Source organism: Shewanella sp. TC10 (assembly GCF_009663145.1).
Taxonomy (GTDB): domain Bacteria; phylum Pseudomonadota; class Gammaproteobacteria; order Enterobacterales; family Shewanellaceae; genus Shewanella.
This window is the reverse complement of the sequence record NZ_VKHR01000066.1, coordinates 1-14,646: the sequence shown is the minus strand read 5'-3', so window position 1 is coordinate 14,646 and position 14,646 is coordinate 1. Positions and strand designations below refer to the sequence as shown.

Sequence of the window (14,646 nt, the reverse complement as noted above, 5' to 3'; positions counted from 1 at the left end):
CACTGGCTTTTTTGAAACTTTAATAATCAATTAGTTAGGTTATAAAAAGTGATTACACTTCATATAACTAAAACCTAATTAAGAATTGATTTGCGGGTCAAGTTCACCTGATTGGTAAGCTTTGTACATAGCTTGAAGAGACTTAGGCTTGATTTTTGAACCCATGCCAGCACAACCGAATGCTTCGTAACGCGTAGTACAGATGTCAGCCATTGCTTCCATTGACGCTTTTAAGAATTTACGAGGGTCGAATTCAGATGGGTTTTCAGCAAGGAACTTACGCACTGCACCAGTAGATGCTAAACGTAAATCTGTATCGATGTTAACTTTACGCACGCCGTGCTTAATGCCTTCAACGATTTCTTCTAACGGTACACCGTAAGTTTCAGGGATTTCGCCACCGTATTGGTTAATCACTTCTAACCACTCTTGTGGTACAGAAGACGAACCATGCATAACTAAGTGAGTATTAGGAATACGTGCGTGGATCTCTTTAATACGGTCAATACGTAGCACGTCACCGGTAGGTTTACGGCTAAACTTGTATGCACCATGGCTAGTACCAATTGCAATGGCTAAAGCATCAACGTGAGTGTCAGCAACAAAACGTGCCGCTTCCTCAGGTGTTGTTAGCATTTGATCCATGCTTAATGTACCAACGGCACCGATGCCATCTTCTTCACCTGCTTGGCCAGTTTCTAAACTACCTAAACAACCGATTTCACCTTCAACAGATACACCACAAGCATGTGCGAAAGCTACAGTACGACGAGTTACATCAACATTGTAGTCGTAAGAGGCTGGAGTTTTACCATCAGCCATCAAAGAACCATCCATCATCACTGAAGACATACCTAACTGGATTGAACGCTGACAAATATCAGGGTCGGTACCATGGTCTTGGTGAATACATACTGGAATATCAGGGTACTGCTCAAGGGCTGCAGCCATCAAATACTTAAGGAACTGAGGACGAGCATACTTACGCGCACCTGCTGAAGCCTGAACAATAACAGGGCTATCTGTTGCTTCAGCTGCTTGCATAATTGCACGCATTTGCTCAAGGTTGTTTACGTTGAATGCAGGAACACCGTAGTTGTGCTCAGCTGCATGGTCTAACATTTGACGTAGAGATATTAAGGCCATTTTTTACTCCAAAAATAGGGTGATGTCTCACCTAGGTCGCTATCGCTTTGGATTGATTTTTATACCCTGTACTTAATCAACTTCTCGCTACTTACCAGAAGGTAGCTAACGATTAAATGAAAAAGTACGGGCGGTTTTTTTCTAATAATTATATTTTTCTTAACTCAATTACTACTAAGGTCAGTTATACATCATGGCGTTTACTCTTCGGTATACGGCCATAATGTATTCCCAAACTAACCTTTAAAACTTTTACTTAAATTACGCGCCGCGCTGCTCAAGCATCACAACTGCTGGTAATTCTTTTCCTTCTAGGAACTCAAGAAAAGCACCGCCACCGGTTGAAATATAAGAGACTTTGTCAGCAATATCGTATTTATCAACAGCTGCTAAAGTGTCACCGCCGCCTGCAATTGAGAATGCATTAGAATCAGCAATGGCTTGAGCGATACGTTTAGTGCCTTCGCCGAACTGATCAAACTCAAATACGCCTACTGGGCCGTTCCACACAACAGTGCCAGCAGCTTCAATGATTTTGGCTAATGCTTCAGCGCTATCAGGACCAATGTCAAAAATCATATCGGTATCTGATACTTCGCTAACTGACTTCAATTTTGCTTCTGCTGTTGGGCTAAACTCGCCAGCAACAACCACATCTGTTGGTACAGGAATATCACCGCCACGACTTTGGGCGTTAGCCACTAAACGCTTAGCTTCATCCACTAAATCAGCTTCGAATAATGACTTACCGACTTGATATCCAGCTGCGGCTACAAACGTGTTTGCAATTCCGCCGCCCACAACAAGCTGATCAACTTTAGTTGATAAGCTTTCAAGTACAGTTAGCTTAGTTGATACTTTTGAACCACCAACAATAGCCACCATTGGTCGAGCTGGGTTATCTAAAGCTTTACCCAGTGCTGAAAGCTCACCAGCTAATAATGGACCAGCACATGCCACAGGTGCGTGCAATCCAACTCCGTGGGTTGATGCTTGTGCGCGATGTGCAGTGCCAAAGGCATCCATCACGTAAACATCACAAAGCGCTGCTAATTTTTTAGCTAATACTTCATCATTTTTCTTTTCGCCAACGTTAAAGCGTACGTTTTCAAATACGACGACTTCACCGACTTTAGCATCAACACCGTCAAGGTAGTCAGACGCTAAGCTTACAGGGCAATCAAGTGCTTCATTTAAGTAGTTCACCACTGGTTGCATTGAAAACTCAGCATTAAACTCGCCTTCAGTTGGACGACCTAAATGTGACATCACCATCACAGCAGCACCTTTTTCAAGTGCTAGTTTAATCGTTGGCAATGATGCTCTAAGGCGTGCATCACTAGTAACAACACCTTCACTAACAGGTACGTTTAGATCCTCACGAATAAGCACACGCTTATTGGTCAAGTCCAACTCACTCATATTGATAATTGCCATTGAGACTTTCCTTATAATTTAAAAACAAAACTGCTTTTGCTATTGAGCGCTTTACCTATTAGATAAAGCGCTCAATAACAGTAAATTTAATGTTCAGTATTCTTTGCCAGGATCATTGCTAAACTGGTGTCTAGCATTCGATTTGCAAAACCCCATTCGTTATCACACCAAAGTAATAACTTAACCAAATGGCCATCACTCACCCGAGTCTGAGTGCCATCAACAATACTGGAACGTGGGTCGTGGTTAAAGTCACACGACACTAATGGCGCATCAGTATAGCCTAACACTGCATTGAATAATCCGCTTGCAGCGTGCTCTAAAACATGGTTAATTTTTTCAATATCAACCCGTTCGTTCAAAGTCACCGATAAATCGATTGCGGTAACATTGATCGTAGGTACTCGGACTGAAATAGCTTCAAATTTATCTTTCATGTGCGGCAAAATTCGCTCGATACCACGAGCAAGCTTAGTATCAACTGGGATAATTGACTGCCCTGCAGCGCGGGTTCGACGTAAATCATCATGATATGCGTCAATCACTTGTTGATCATTCATCGACGAATGAATCGTAGTGATGGCACCACTTTTAACACCAAAATGATTATCTAGCACATCAATGACAGGCACAATACAGTTGGTAGTGCATGATGCATTTGATACCACGGTATGGTCAGCTTTAAGTAAATCATCATTGACACCAAATACAATAGTGGCATCAACATCTGCTGAAGAAGGGTGACTAATGAGTACTTGTTTTGCACCTGCTTTAATATGTGCTTCACATTCAGACCGATCGCCTAAACTACCACTGCACTCATAAACGATATCTATATCGAGTTCTGACCAAGGCAATAAACTGGCATCAGGTTGATGGAATAACTGAATGACATCATCGCCGATAACAAGCTGTTCATCTTTTAGTTTGACTGTGTTTTGAAAACGGCCATGGGTAGTGTCATATTGAGTGAGATGACTGATGGCGGCAGGTTTGGCAAGTTCATTGATTGCCACGATCTGGATTTCTTGACGTTTACCCGACTCGTATAGTGCACGGAGGATAGAACGACCTATACGGCCATAACCATTAATAGCGACTCGGATCATTGAGGGTTAAGCTTCCTCTTAACAGTACTCAGTAAAATGCGGATAAAAAAACGGCCTGCAAGTGATTGCAGGCCGCCATTATACAGACTTAAAGGGTAAAAGTTTACCCTTATTATTTAACTGTATTTTTGGTTAAACCAGTGAGTTTACAGTGTTAACTACATTCTCAACTGTAAAGCCAAAGTGCTTCAATAAGTCGCCACCTGGAGCAGACTCACCAAAGGTAGTCATGCCAACAACAGCGCCGTTAAAGCCAACATATTTGTACCAGTAATCTATGTGAGCAGCTTCAATCGCTACACGCTTAGTAACAGCTGGTGGTAATACTGACTCTTTGTAAGCTGCGTCTTGCTTATCAAACACGTTAGTAGAAGGCATAGAAACTACGCGAACTTTTTGACCTTTTTCAGTCAATGCTGCAGCAGAATCAAGTGCAAGCTGAACTTCACTACCAGTAGCAATAAGGATAACCTCTGCAGAGCCTTCACAATCAGACAGTACATAACCACCTTTTGCAACGTTAGCTAACTGCTCAGCTGAACGAGCTTGGGCTTTAAGGCCTTGACGACTAAAGATCAGTGAAGTTGGCGCTTTACGGTTTTCAATTGCTGACTTCCAAGATACTGCAGTTTCAGCAGCATCACACGGACGCCATACAGTCATGTTTGGTGTCATGCGCAAGTTAGCAAGTTGCTCTACTGGTTGGTGAGTAGGACCATCTTCACCTTGACCAATTGAATCATGGGTATAAACGAATACGTTTTGAATGCCCATTAATGCAGACATACGTACAGCATTACGTGCGTATTCCATGAACATCATGAAAGTCGCACCGTAGTTAATGAAACCACCGTGTAAAGAGGCACCATTCATAATACCGCTCATGCCGAATTCACGTACACCGTAAAAGATGTAGTTACCAGCAGGATCGTCTTGAATCCCTTTTGAACCAGACCAAAGCGTTAAGTTAGAACCCGCTAAATCGGCACTGCCACCTAATAACTCTGGTAACATTTCACCGAAGAAACCAATGGCATTTTGCGAAGCTTTACGACTTGCAATACCTTCAGCTTTATCTTGGCAATCTTGAATAAATGCATTAGCTTTTTCTTCAAATTCAGCAGGAAGTTCGCCAGTGATAACACGGCGTTTGTACTCTGCAGCAAGTTCAGGGAAAGCAGCACTATAGGCAGCAAATTTCTCATTCCAGCTTGCTTCATTTGAAGCGCCTGCTTCTTTAGCATCCCAACCTTCATAAACGGTTTCAGGAATTTCGAATGCAGCATGATCCCAACCTAGGAACTCACGAGCAGCAGCGATTTCATCGTTACCCAGTGGCGCACCGTGACAATCATGGCTACCAGATTTGTTTGGCGAACCAAAACCAATCGTGGTTTTACAACAAATCATTGTAGGCTTATCAGTCACTGATTTAGCTTCTTCGATTGCAGCGCGAATAGCATCGCTGTCATGACCGTCAACGTTAGCAATAACATGCCAGCCGTATGATTCGAAACGCTTAGGCGTGTCGTCAGTGAACCAGCCTTCAACATGACCATCGATAGAAATACCGTTGTCATCCCAGAATGCCACAAGCTTACCTAGACCTAAGGTACCTGCTAATGAACAAGCTTCATGTGAAATACCTTCCATCAAACAACCATCACCTAAGAAACAGTAAGTGAAGTGATCAACAATATCGTGACCTGGTTGGTTAAATTGTGCCGCTAAGGTTTTTTCAGCAATCGCCATACCAACAGCATTACTGATACCAGCGCCTAATGGGCCTGTAGTGGTTTCAACGCCTGGAGTGTAACCATATTCAGGGTGACCAGGGGTTTTAGAGTGAAGCTGACGGAAATTCTTTAATTCTTCAATTGGTAATGCATAACCCGTTAAATGCAGCAAAGAGTATATAAGCATTGAACCATGGCCATTTGATAATACAAAACGGTCACGATCAACCCACTCAGGGTTATTTGGGTTGTGCTTAAGGAAGTCATTCCATAGCACTTCAGCAATGTCAGCCATTCCCATTGGTGCACCTGGGTGGCCAGAATTGGCTTTTTGAACAGCATCCATGGTTAATGCACGGATTGCGTTAGCGAGTTCTTTACGAGATGACATGCTCTCTCCTGCTTATAAGTGTGAGGTCTAGCGGGCAATTGTGGGGGCATATTTTCCCCTACTAGGCGGTATGACGCAAATTTTTATTAGATCTAATAGAGACTTTTTTGCGTACAACAATCCTTTGCAGGCTAAACACGATGATAATTTAGCCATTTTATAGCATGTTAGCGGTAACATTTGTATAACTATTTATTAGAATTATTCGCAACGTAAACTATTACTCGTTTTATTAATGAATTAAGCATTGCTGTTATACGTGAATATTTGTTGCCAAAATGGCGCTAAAAAAACCAACAAAGTGATAAACATCAACTAAAATAATTGTTTTATTTTTAACTTTAAATGCCTTTCTCTTTACGCTAAAAAGTAAATAATTAGCATAAAATTCATAAGATTAATTTATTTGAATGCTAAACAGGTCAATTCAGATATTTATAAATCTTTGAATGATTGCACAATTTTTAACTTATATTAGTTCTAAGGGGTGTTATCCAACTAGATTTGAATTATTATAGACGTCTAGATGTAGATGCTTCTACACGTTCAAATTCCAAAAGACGAGATTTACCAACTATGGCAAACCACTTGTTCACCTCTGAGTCGGTCTCAGAAGGTCATCCAGATAAAATCGCCGATCAGATTTCTGATGCGGTACTAGACGCAATTTTAGAGCAAGATCCAAAAGCTCGTGTTGCTTGTGAAACTTACGTTAAGACCGGTATGGTTTTAGTCGGCGGTGAAGTCACTACATCAGCTTGGGTTGATATCGAAGAAATCACACGTAAAACAGTACGTGAAATTGGTTACACTCATTCAGATATGGGTTTTGATGCTGACTCTTGCGCGATTTTAAATGCCATTGGTAAACAGTCTCCGGATATTAATCAAGGTGTTGATCGTAGCGATCCAGCTGAACAAGGTGCTGGTGACCAAGGTTTAATGTTTGGTTATGCAAGTAACGAAACCGACGTATTAATGCCTGCTCCTATTACTTACGCACACAAGTTAGTGAAGCGTCAGTCAGAAGTACGTAAAGACGGCACGTTACCTTGGTTACGTCCAGATGCAAAAAGCCAAGTTACTTTTGCTTATGAAAACGGTCAAATCAAGGGTATCGATGCTATCGTATTATCGACTCAGCACCGTGAAGATGTGACCCAAGAAGATTTAATTGAAGGCGTGATGGAAACCATCATTAAGCCAGTTTTACCTTCACAATGGTTAAATAAAGACACTAAGTACTTTATTAACCCAACCGGCCGTTTCGTTATTGGCGGACCTGTAGGTGACTGTGGTTTAACGGGTCGTAAAATTATCGTAGATACCTACGGTGGTATGGCTCGTCACGGTGGTGGTGCTTTCTCAGGTAAAGACCCATCTAAAGTTGACCGTAGTGCTGCATATGCTGCTCGTTACGTTGCTAAAAACATCGTAGCTGCAGGACTTGCTGACCGTTGTGAGATTCAAGTGTCTTACGCAATTGGTGTTGCTGAGCCGACTTCAATCAGTATCGAAACCTTTGGTACTGGTAAAGTGTCTGAGGACGTTCTAATTAAACTTGTACGTCAGCACTTTGAACTTCGTCCTTATGGCTTAACAGCAATGTTAGACCTTGCACGTCCTATCTACCAAAGCACTGCTGCTTATGGTCACTTTGGCCGTAATGAATTCCCTTGGGAAGCGACAGATAAAGCTGAAATTTTACGTGCTGATGCTGGTCTATAAGTGTTAAAACTTATTAGCTAACTCAGTAAGACAAAAAAACCGTCAATTGACGGTTTTTTTATGTCTTCAATTACTGATTAAGTGAAGGTGCGATAGAAGAGATAAATAATAATAGCCCCAACAGTTAACACCGAAGGGTAAAAGGTCAAACTAAAACCGATTGATCTTGCTCCAGCCCCTTTATCATAACCGCGCATAAATAAGATTCTGCCAATAAAGAATAATACTGATATAAGTGCAATCAGTGACATGTAATCCGCAGGCATAATGAAGGCCCACAAAAAATATACACTCATCACTATGCAAAATTGCTCTAGGGTATTTTGCAGTACATTTTGCAAGCGCCTTGCTCGTTCAGACTCTTCATAAAAGCTGCGGCCATCGATATCTGCAGCATTAAAAAAGCGATGTTTTGCCACTCTCCCAACAGCAATGATTAAGCTGAGTGTCGGTAAAATCATGCCATAAGCGTAAATGACTAACCTTTCTATTAAAGATTGCGGCTCACTATATTCAAACGGGTTCGCTAACGAGCCATAAATAACTACGGCAAATGAAACCAGCATCCCCAGCACAATGCCTTTAGTCACATCGCGTTGCTTACTCGATAACCTTGTTGTAATTGGACTTGAAAGTGGCATTATCTCTCCCTGTACTTAATGCTCAACTAACTTAAAATAATGACCTAGATGATCCTTCATTGATTTGGTCACTCACTCTGGTTTGCCCTTTTTGGGCTATAGCTAAACCTTTGGCTATCGATTTAGCTGAATTTTCTCTCTTGTTAAACTATAGTCATTGCCAGCCATTCTGCCGATAGCATCTAGCTTTTCACTATCAATTTTAAAATCATTGACCGCATCATCCCGCACATGAATGGCGACAACATCACCCAATACCAAGTGCCCAGCCATTGGCTCATGACCTAAATCGACGATTTGATTTAGGCGACACTCAAAGCTCACCAAAGCTTGCTTAACTCTATAAGGAGTTACGAGTGTCGAAGTCTGCTTTTCAACACCAGCATATTCAAACTCATCTTCTTCTGCTGGTAACTGATGGCAAGTTTGATTCATCACAGCTAAATCTTGATAACTCACACTATTAATCACGAACTCTTGTTGTTCGCGAATATTAGCCAAGGTATCTTTTTCAACACCTTTATCTGTGCTCATTGGGTTAAAACATAAAACGGGAGGATTGGCACTGGCAACCGTGAAAAAGGAAAAAGGCGCTAAGTTATTTACACCATTTTTTGACACTGTCGAAACCCAAGCTATTGGTCTTGGACTCACGCCACCGATGAGTAACTTATAAATCTGTTGTGATGTTAATGACTTTGGTAAAAATTCCATTACATTCTCAGGCTGTTTCAAACATCGACCCTCATAATCACTTCGCAAGTAAATCAATGAAAATCATAAGCTAAACAAGTTACTTATTAAGCTATCACCCTATAAAATTTCAAACAAGCCTAAAACAGCCCACAACCAAAGAAACAAGTTATTAACATTATTTATCAGTCATTTTTATTAATTCCTGTATAAATCTTCAGCAAACTTTGCCAGTCACTACCATAAATGTTCCAGTTTAAGTGCTTCATACAAAATTTCTTTTTAGATATAACTGCCGATAAAAAGATGATTTGTTAATATTATCATTCAACAATAACGCGCTAAATTTCACTCTTAGGGAAACATCATGCTAACTGCTGAATGGTTCAATCCGGCTAAATTATCGTTAGATAACAAAGCGGATCATCAACACCTCGACGCTCAAAAACAGTGGTCTGCTGTCAAACAGTTTTATCGCCAGCATTTAAATTATTCAAAGCCTAACCTAAATGACAAGATTGCACTTATCAGAAATGAAACTAGTCCATTGGCTGTGAGTCCCAACATCACCAGAGGCATTGAGAGAAAGACAGAAATTGAGAGAAAGACAGAAATTGCAGCGGCAATTAGAATAAAAACCATAGGCAAGTGCCATTTAGTGACAGGGTTAGTTGTTAGCCAGCATTTTAGAGGAAGCGGACTTGCACATCAGTTGATGGACTTTATTAAGCCCTCACTTTCAACGCTGCCAAGTTATGTGTTTGGTATTCCACAGCTTAAAAGCTTTTATCAAAGCCACGGGTTTACGCTAAACCAGAGTATTGATCATGACATTCAACAGCAGTTTTTAAAATATCAGCACAAAGACAAAATAAAAGGGGAAGATAGGCCACTGATATTAATGAAGCTTACGGCTTAAAAAATTCACTATATTTGAAGCTGTCGCACATTGGTTTAGCAGTGATCAAAATGCGAAGTTTCTACACACATAAATGAAATTTGCTGCAAACTTAATACTGGCACATTGACTGCTCTAGCTTGGGATAAATCAATCTTTTTCTCGCCTTCTAAAAGCCTTATGGCTTCTTCATAACCATTAGTACGACCACAACTAACAACACCAAATTCAGTATCAACGACGTAAATAGGCTTTTCATTCGCTAATTCAATCTCAAAAGTTGAATAGGTTTTGTCCATTGATGACAATACTCCAGCAACGATTTTCATATTTTCAAAAGCACCTAGCCTTAAATGTAAGTAAGGCTGAAAAGTTTGTTCAAACTGCATTTTTGATTGCTCATTTTTCTGTATTGCTTGCTGCGCTTGCGTCATTCAATATCTCACTATGTAAGTTACATTTTTATACGGACTATAAACTGAAAAAGTAGCAACAATCATTAGTTCTGCATCACGAGTAAATAGTAATCTCGCTGCTGAAAACTAAAAAAATCCACCACTTCCATCGCCGACTTTTTAGTATGAGCAGCAAAAGAAGTACTGTTCTGTTCTGCAATAAAAGTCACCATAAAGCTATATTTAGCTGCGACTTTCCGCTTTAGTTGCAACACTAACTGTTCAAAAATACCTTGGCCACGATAATCTGGATGGATCCAAATGGGGCCATATTGGCAACTGTTTTTTACTGTCACTCTACTAAACCCAATTTCGATATCATTAAGTTTACGTAACACGTGAGCATAAATTCCCCAAGTCTGAAACCAAGACCAGGGGCCAGCAATGACATACCCTACAATGGAAGTAACCGCTTCAGCTTTCGATTCAGCCAGCACTATCCAGCCTTGCTCAATCAACTCATTGAGCTGGACTTTAGAAAAACATTGACCAGACATCGTAACTGCAGACATTTCACCTGCAGACATAGTATCTGCAGATACTGATAACTCATCATTCATGTATTGCTGCTCTAAACGAGCAATTTCTGCCGCATCAAGATTAGTCGCTAATCGGTAATGAATACTCATTTCGTCTTTTCATCACTTTTAGTATTTTCATTAGTTTGCTGCTTTTGAGCCGATTCAATCACTAACGCGACAGGATATGGCGCCATAATTAATAGACCAACACCAATAAGACTCGCAACTAGCATCATGCCACTAATCTCATTACTGACGTCTGTCAGTAAATACAAACAGGCACCAATACCAACAAATAATAAACCTAGCATGTGCATGACTTTAAAAACTTTACTCATAGGGTTAACTCTTAGGGTGATAGATGCTGAATGATTAGCACTTATATTGCCAAGTTTTAAGCATTTGGGCTTAAATGCTTCAATAGGTACTCATTTTTATGATTAATTCTACTTCAGGATGAAAATAACGCTAAAACACAGTATATACTATGGTTATTAGCGTCCTTATTGGAATACACCCAACATGATAAAACCCATTTTCACCGCTTGTCTGGTTATTTTCGGCCTTAGTGCTTGTCAAAGCAACAGTCATCAAGCTGAAGAAATCAATTTAATTGGCAACTGGTATGTGGAGTCAGCGTTATCTGAAGCCGTCATCAATCATAGTCCTGCGGAAATCACTTTCGCTGCAGACGGAAAACTATCAGGTAATAATAGCTGCAACCAATTTTTTGGTGAGTATGAGCAGCAAGAAAATCAATTAACACTTTCCCCGGCAGGTTCGAGCATGATGGCTTGCGTTGATGTTTTAATGAAACAAGAACAACGTGTTATGAAAGCCATGCCTTTAGTCACGAATATCAAAACCTCAAAGTCAGGCAAGTTATTGTTAAAATCAGATGAAGGTGCCAATTTATTGGTACTGAGCAAAAAAGAAGACTAACCCGCCTATATCTTTTGTTTATTGATACAAAAAAAGAGTGAAACCGCTGTTATTAACATAGCGAGTTCACTCTTTTTTATTTACTTAAGATCCAATACTTTAGCTAAGTTATTGGCTAATAAAAACGAATAACTAGATTAGCTACCTGTTCTAATATTATCTTCGACTTTTTGCTGCATATCGACTTCTGAATGCTGTGCAATTATCGCCGATTGTTCCATATCTGCATTGTAATGCTCTACATCTAATTCATCTTCTGAACTAGCAATAATCGTCGTAGCCACTAAATCACCCGATACGTTAACCACGGTACGTGCCATGTCTAACACACGGTCAATACCAGCAATGATCGCCACACCTTCTAGCGGTAATCCCACTGTGGTTAAGACTAGCGTCAGCATCACTAAACCAGCACCAGGAACACCGGCAGTACCAATTGAAGCCAAGGTCGCAGTGAGTACAATCGTGATGTAATCAACCCAGGTTAAATCAATACCAAAAGCCTGGGCGACAAATAATGCAGTGACACCTTGGTAAAGCGCTGTACCATCCATATTAATGGTGGTGCCTAGGGGTAATACAAAGCTAGATATCTTCTTATTAATACCTAAATTTTCACTGGCGCATTTCATACTCGCCGGCAATGTGCCAGCTGAGCTAGACGTGGTAAACGCAACAGCCATCGCATTACCAATGCCTTTAAAGAATTGAACAGGATTAAGCTTACCAAGCACACTTAGCACTAAACTGTAGAAGCCTAGGATATGTAAAGCACAGCCGATATATACCGCAACAATCACTTTAATCAATGGCAGTAGCATATCTAAACCATACTCACCTGCTACCCACGCCATCAAACCAAACACGCCATATGGTGCAAGCTTCATCACCAGGTCAGTCAGTTTAAACATGGCTTCAGCTAAGCTTTCAAATACGCGAATGGCAGGTTTACCGTGATCGCCAATCAGTACAAGGGAAATACCTAGTGCGACTGCAAATACAATCACCTGCAAAATCTGGCCACTTGCTAACGCCGCTACTGGATTGGTAGGAACAATATTAATCAAGGTGTCCATCAAGGTAGGCACTTCTTTCACTTCATTAATAATTTCACTAGTTTGCAATCCAAGGCCTGCACCTGGTTGCATGATATTACCAACCAACAAACCGATGCTAATTGCTATTGAGGTTGTTCCTAAATAGAAAGCAAATGATTTAAAACCTATGCGACCCATTTTGGCAGTGTCTTGCATCGACGTCACACCGACGATTAAAGAGCAAAAAACTAACGGCACGATTAACATTTTAATGGTGTTAACGAATAAGGTACCTATCGGTTTAAGATAACTTGCATCTTCACCTAAGCTAACCCCTGCGATAATACCTAGCACCATCCCGATAAGGATTTGTAACCACAACGGAACAGACATCCAACGAGACCAAACTCGACGTGGAAATGACGGAGCATGTTTTGACATGATGTAAACCTTGCTGATTGAGTAAGTAATAAAATTCGGTTGCCGAGCGGCTTATTACTTTGAGTATGGCAATAATCTATAAAATCGGCGCGGCATACTAGCACGACAATCAAGGTCTATTGGATGATCTATATCATCTTACTCAAGTCTAATGCCTAATAAATACTATTAGGCCTCGAAAATATACTTAACTTCGTCTTTTCCAACCTTTGTGGGGTATAGCGCAGCTGGCGGACGTTCCCTTTCGATTAAGTAACTCCAGTAATCATCATCAAATCCTGCAAAGGGATTATGCTGCTGTCCGCGAGATTTTAATATCAGCCACCACCACACCATAGCCCATAAGCCAAGGCTAAACAGGGTCAAAGTAAAGTGGAGCACATGATTAATCGCTTGCTGTTGATCTTGTGTGGCTATAGTAGGATGTGGCATTTGAAGATGCGAAGCCTGTATGTGATTGCCAATGGCGCAATTAGCACGACTAGGATGAGCAAAGTAACGATATACTCTGAATTGATATTTTGATTTATCCATAGCATTCTCTCAAACCATACAAGACAAGTATTAAGCATAGCAGCTTAGACTTTAGTCGAATAAAAATGTCTCAAAAATTAGCATATTTTTCTCTTCAAGGAGCCAGAATGAAAATAAGAAAAGGCCAACTATCAGATTTATCAGCATTAGTTGATTTTAACCAAGCCATGGCAATGGAGACAGAAAACTTGTCATTAGACAATGAACTGCTTACCAAGGGCGTTGACACTATGCTCAACAGCCCAGAAAAAGGCTTTTATTTAGTGGCTGAAATCGAGGGAGAGATTGTTGGTTCTTTAATGGTGACACTTGAGTGGAGCGACTGGCGCGCAACTAATTATTGTTGGATTCAAAGTGTTTATATTCGTCCACAAAATCGTCGCCAAGGCATCTATGCCAAGCTATATAACACGGTCAAATCAATGGCTGCAGATATTGGCGGAGCAGCAAGTTTTAGATTATATGTAGAGCACGATAATTTACCTGCGCAAAAGACCTACGAAGCGTTAGGCATGGAGCAAAGTCATTACCTCATGTATGAAGAAATTGCCGAAGGAATGAAAGATTAATACCCGCAGTTAAGCGATTAACATCAGACATAAAAAAGGCTTTCAATTGAAAGCCTTTTGATTAAATAGATACTATTAAGCTAAGCGCACAAATTGGTCACCTTTATCGCTAGACCGCCTTGGCTGGTTTCACGATATTTTGAGTGCATGTCTTTACCAGTTTCATACATAGTCGCGATCACTTTATCTAGGCTCACTCTAGGCTCAGAGTTACGACGCAGCGCCATGCGTGATGAGTTAATAGCTTTAACAGATGCAATTGCATTACGTTCAATACATGGCACTTGAACTTGGCCAGCAACAGGATCGCAAGTTAAACCAAGGTTATGCTCCATACSAWCGGAAGAGCACAACGTCCTGAACTCCAG

The 14,646-nt window shown here is 40.7% G+C and carries 16 protein-coding genes; 4 read left to right on the top strand and 12 right to left on the bottom strand.

Going from position 1 to position 14,646, the window contains the following annotated elements; all coding sequences use genetic code 11:
• Positions 1-78 precede the first annotated feature (78 nt).
• From fba to tkt, 4 genes are all read right to left on the bottom strand, one after another.
• Positions 79-1,146 carry a class II fructose-bisphosphate aldolase gene (gene fba / locus FNZ24_RS18360; protein ID WP_153916282.1) on the bottom strand — a complete coding sequence of 356 codons (1,068 nt, stop codon included), beginning with the start codon at positions 1,144-1,146 and terminating at the stop codon, positions 79-81.
• A 261-nt stretch (positions 1,147-1,407) separates the two neighbouring features.
• A complete protein-coding gene (locus tag FNZ24_RS18355; protein WP_153916281.1) occupies positions 1,408-2,583 on the bottom strand; it encodes a phosphoglycerate kinase in 1,176 nt (391 codons plus the stop codon).
• An 86-nt stretch (positions 2,584-2,669) separates the two neighbouring features.
• Entirely contained in the window at positions 2,670-3,692 is a 1,023-nt protein-coding gene (gene epd / locus FNZ24_RS18350) for an erythrose-4-phosphate dehydrogenase (RefSeq protein ID WP_153916280.1), read from the bottom strand.
• 132 nt (positions 3,693-3,824) lie between these two features.
• The gene (gene tkt, locus FNZ24_RS18345; RefSeq protein ID WP_153916279.1) at positions 3,825-5,819 is read right to left on the bottom strand and encodes a transketolase; all 1,995 of its coding nucleotides are present in this window, start codon (positions 5,817-5,819) and stop codon (positions 3,825-3,827) included.
• A 576-nt stretch (positions 5,820-6,395) separates the two neighbouring features.
• Here tkt and metK point away from each other — a divergent pair.
• On the top strand, positions 6,396-7,547 hold the full coding sequence (gene metK, locus FNZ24_RS18340) for a methionine adenosyltransferase (RefSeq protein ID WP_153916295.1): 1,152 nt from the start codon (positions 6,396-6,398) through the stop codon (positions 7,545-7,547).
• A gap of 77 nt (positions 7,548-7,624) precedes the next feature.
• On the opposite strand, the gene FNZ24_RS18335 is transcribed toward metK, so the two are convergent.
• Both FNZ24_RS18335 and FNZ24_RS18330 read right to left on the bottom strand, forming a co-directional pair.
• Entirely contained in the window at positions 7,625-8,188 is a 564-nt protein-coding gene (locus FNZ24_RS18335; RefSeq protein ID WP_153916278.1) for an MAPEG family protein, read from the bottom strand.
• A gap of 114 nt (positions 8,189-8,302) precedes the next feature.
• Positions 8,303-8,923, bottom strand: a complete 621-nt coding sequence (locus FNZ24_RS18330; RefSeq protein ID WP_228768542.1) for a flavin reductase family protein — start codon at positions 8,921-8,923, stop codon at positions 8,303-8,305.
• A gap of 325 nt (positions 8,924-9,248) precedes the next feature.
• Here FNZ24_RS18330 and FNZ24_RS18325 point away from each other — a divergent pair, with 325 nt between their 5' ends.
• Positions 9,249-9,800, top strand: a complete 552-nt coding sequence (locus FNZ24_RS18325; protein ID WP_153916277.1) for a GNAT family N-acetyltransferase — start codon at positions 9,249-9,251, stop codon at positions 9,798-9,800.
• A gap of 35 nt (positions 9,801-9,835) precedes the next feature.
• On the opposite strand, the gene FNZ24_RS18320 is transcribed toward FNZ24_RS18325, so the two are convergent.
• The 3 genes from FNZ24_RS18320 to FNZ24_RS18310 all read right to left on the bottom strand — a co-directional run bounded on the left by FNZ24_RS18320 (position 9,836) and on the right by FNZ24_RS18310 (position 11,093).
• Positions 9,836-10,213 (bottom strand): hypothetical protein, encoded by a 378-nt coding sequence (locus FNZ24_RS18320; RefSeq protein ID WP_153916276.1) that lies wholly within the window; start codon positions 10,211-10,213, stop codon positions 9,836-9,838.
• A 65-nt stretch (positions 10,214-10,278) separates the two neighbouring features.
• Positions 10,279-10,863 (bottom strand): GNAT family N-acetyltransferase, encoded by a 585-nt coding sequence (locus FNZ24_RS18315; RefSeq protein WP_194945101.1) that lies wholly within the window; start codon positions 10,861-10,863, stop codon positions 10,279-10,281.
• Positions 10,860-11,093, bottom strand: coding sequence for a hypothetical protein (locus FNZ24_RS18310; protein WP_153916275.1), 234 nt, complete (start codon positions 11,091-11,093; stop codon positions 10,860-10,862). Before FNZ24_RS18310 ends, FNZ24_RS18315 begins: the two co-directional genes overlap by 4 nt.
• Before the next feature lie 184 nt (positions 11,094-11,277).
• Here FNZ24_RS18310 and FNZ24_RS18305 point away from each other — a divergent pair, with 184 nt between their 5' ends.
• Positions 11,278-11,697, top strand: coding sequence for an META domain-containing protein (locus tag FNZ24_RS18305; RefSeq protein ID WP_153916274.1), 420 nt, complete (start codon positions 11,278-11,280; stop codon positions 11,695-11,697).
• Positions 11,698-11,834: 137 nt separating this feature from the next.
• Here the strand turns inward: FNZ24_RS18305 and FNZ24_RS18300 are convergent, their stop codons facing one another.
• On the bottom strand, positions 11,835-13,175 hold the full coding sequence (locus FNZ24_RS18300; protein ID WP_153916273.1) for a dicarboxylate/amino acid:cation symporter: 1,341 nt from the start codon (positions 13,173-13,175) through the stop codon (positions 11,835-11,837).
• A 168-nt stretch (positions 13,176-13,343) separates the two neighbouring features.
• Positions 13,344-13,709 carry a hypothetical protein gene (locus tag FNZ24_RS18295; RefSeq protein WP_416384852.1) on the bottom strand — a complete coding sequence of 122 codons (366 nt, stop codon included), beginning with the start codon at positions 13,707-13,709 and terminating at the stop codon, positions 13,344-13,346.
• Between the two features lie 107 nt (positions 13,710-13,816).
• Here FNZ24_RS18295 and FNZ24_RS18290 point away from each other — a divergent pair, with 107 nt between their 5' ends.
• Positions 13,817-14,278: a GNAT family N-acetyltransferase gene (locus FNZ24_RS18290; RefSeq protein WP_153916272.1), complete on the top strand. Its 462-nt coding sequence runs from the start codon at positions 13,817-13,819 to the stop codon at positions 14,276-14,278.
• Positions 14,279-14,358: 80 nt separating this feature from the next.
• Here FNZ24_RS18290 and FNZ24_RS18285 read toward each other — a convergent pair.
• Positions 14,359-14,646, bottom strand: a 288-nt coding sequence (locus FNZ24_RS18285) for an L-serine ammonia-lyase, iron-sulfur-dependent, subunit alpha (protein WP_194945100.1), incomplete at its 5' end; no start/stop codon positions are given.

What these genes read in the sequence shown, in the direction of transcription:
- FNZ24_RS18320 (WP_153916276.1), bottom strand. Translation starts at nt 10,213, where the DNA reads ATGACGCAAGCGCAGCAAGCAATACAGAAAAATGAGCAATCAAAAATG.
- FNZ24_RS18295 (WP_416384852.1), bottom strand. Translation starts at nt 13,709, where the DNA reads ATGGATAAATCAAAATATCAATTCAGAGTATATCGTTACTTTGCTCAT.
- FNZ24_RS18300 (WP_153916273.1), bottom strand. Translation starts at nt 13,175, where the DNA reads ATGTCAAAACATGCTCCGTCATTTCCACGTCGAGTTTGGTCTCGTTGG.
- FNZ24_RS18290 (WP_153916272.1), top strand. Translation starts at nt 13,817, where the DNA reads ATGAAAATAAGAAAAGGCCAACTATCAGATTTATCAGCATTAGTTGAT.
- FNZ24_RS18335 (WP_153916278.1), bottom strand. Translation starts at nt 8,188, where the DNA reads ATGCCACTTTCAAGTCCAATTACAACAAGGTTATCGAGTAAGCAACGC.
- FNZ24_RS18315 (WP_194945101.1), bottom strand. Translation starts at nt 10,863, where the DNA reads ATGAGTATTCATTACCGATTAGCGACTAATCTTGATGCGGCAGAAATT.
- metK (WP_153916295.1), top strand. Translation starts at nt 6,396, where the DNA reads ATGGCAAACCACTTGTTCACCTCTGAGTCGGTCTCAGAAGGTCATCCA.
- FNZ24_RS18325 (WP_153916277.1), top strand. Translation starts at nt 9,249, where the DNA reads ATGCTAACTGCTGAATGGTTCAATCCGGCTAAATTATCGTTAGATAAC.
- FNZ24_RS18355 (WP_153916281.1), bottom strand. Translation starts at nt 2,583, where the DNA reads ATGGCAATTATCAATATGAGTGAGTTGGACTTGACCAATAAGCGTGTG.
- FNZ24_RS18305 (WP_153916274.1), top strand. Translation starts at nt 11,278, where the DNA reads ATGATAAAACCCATTTTCACCGCTTGTCTGGTTATTTTCGGCCTTAGT.
- tkt (WP_153916279.1), bottom strand. Translation starts at nt 5,819, where the DNA reads ATGTCATCTCGTAAAGAACTCGCTAACGCAATCCGTGCATTAACCATG.
- FNZ24_RS18310 (WP_153916275.1), bottom strand. Translation starts at nt 11,093, where the DNA reads ATGAGTAAAGTTTTTAAAGTCATGCACATGCTAGGTTTATTATTTGTT.
- fba (WP_153916282.1), bottom strand. Translation starts at nt 1,146, where the DNA reads ATGGCCTTAATATCTCTACGTCAAATGTTAGACCATGCAGCTGAGCAC.
- epd (WP_153916280.1), bottom strand. Translation starts at nt 3,692, where the DNA reads ATGATCCGAGTCGCTATTAATGGTTATGGCCGTATAGGTCGTTCTATC.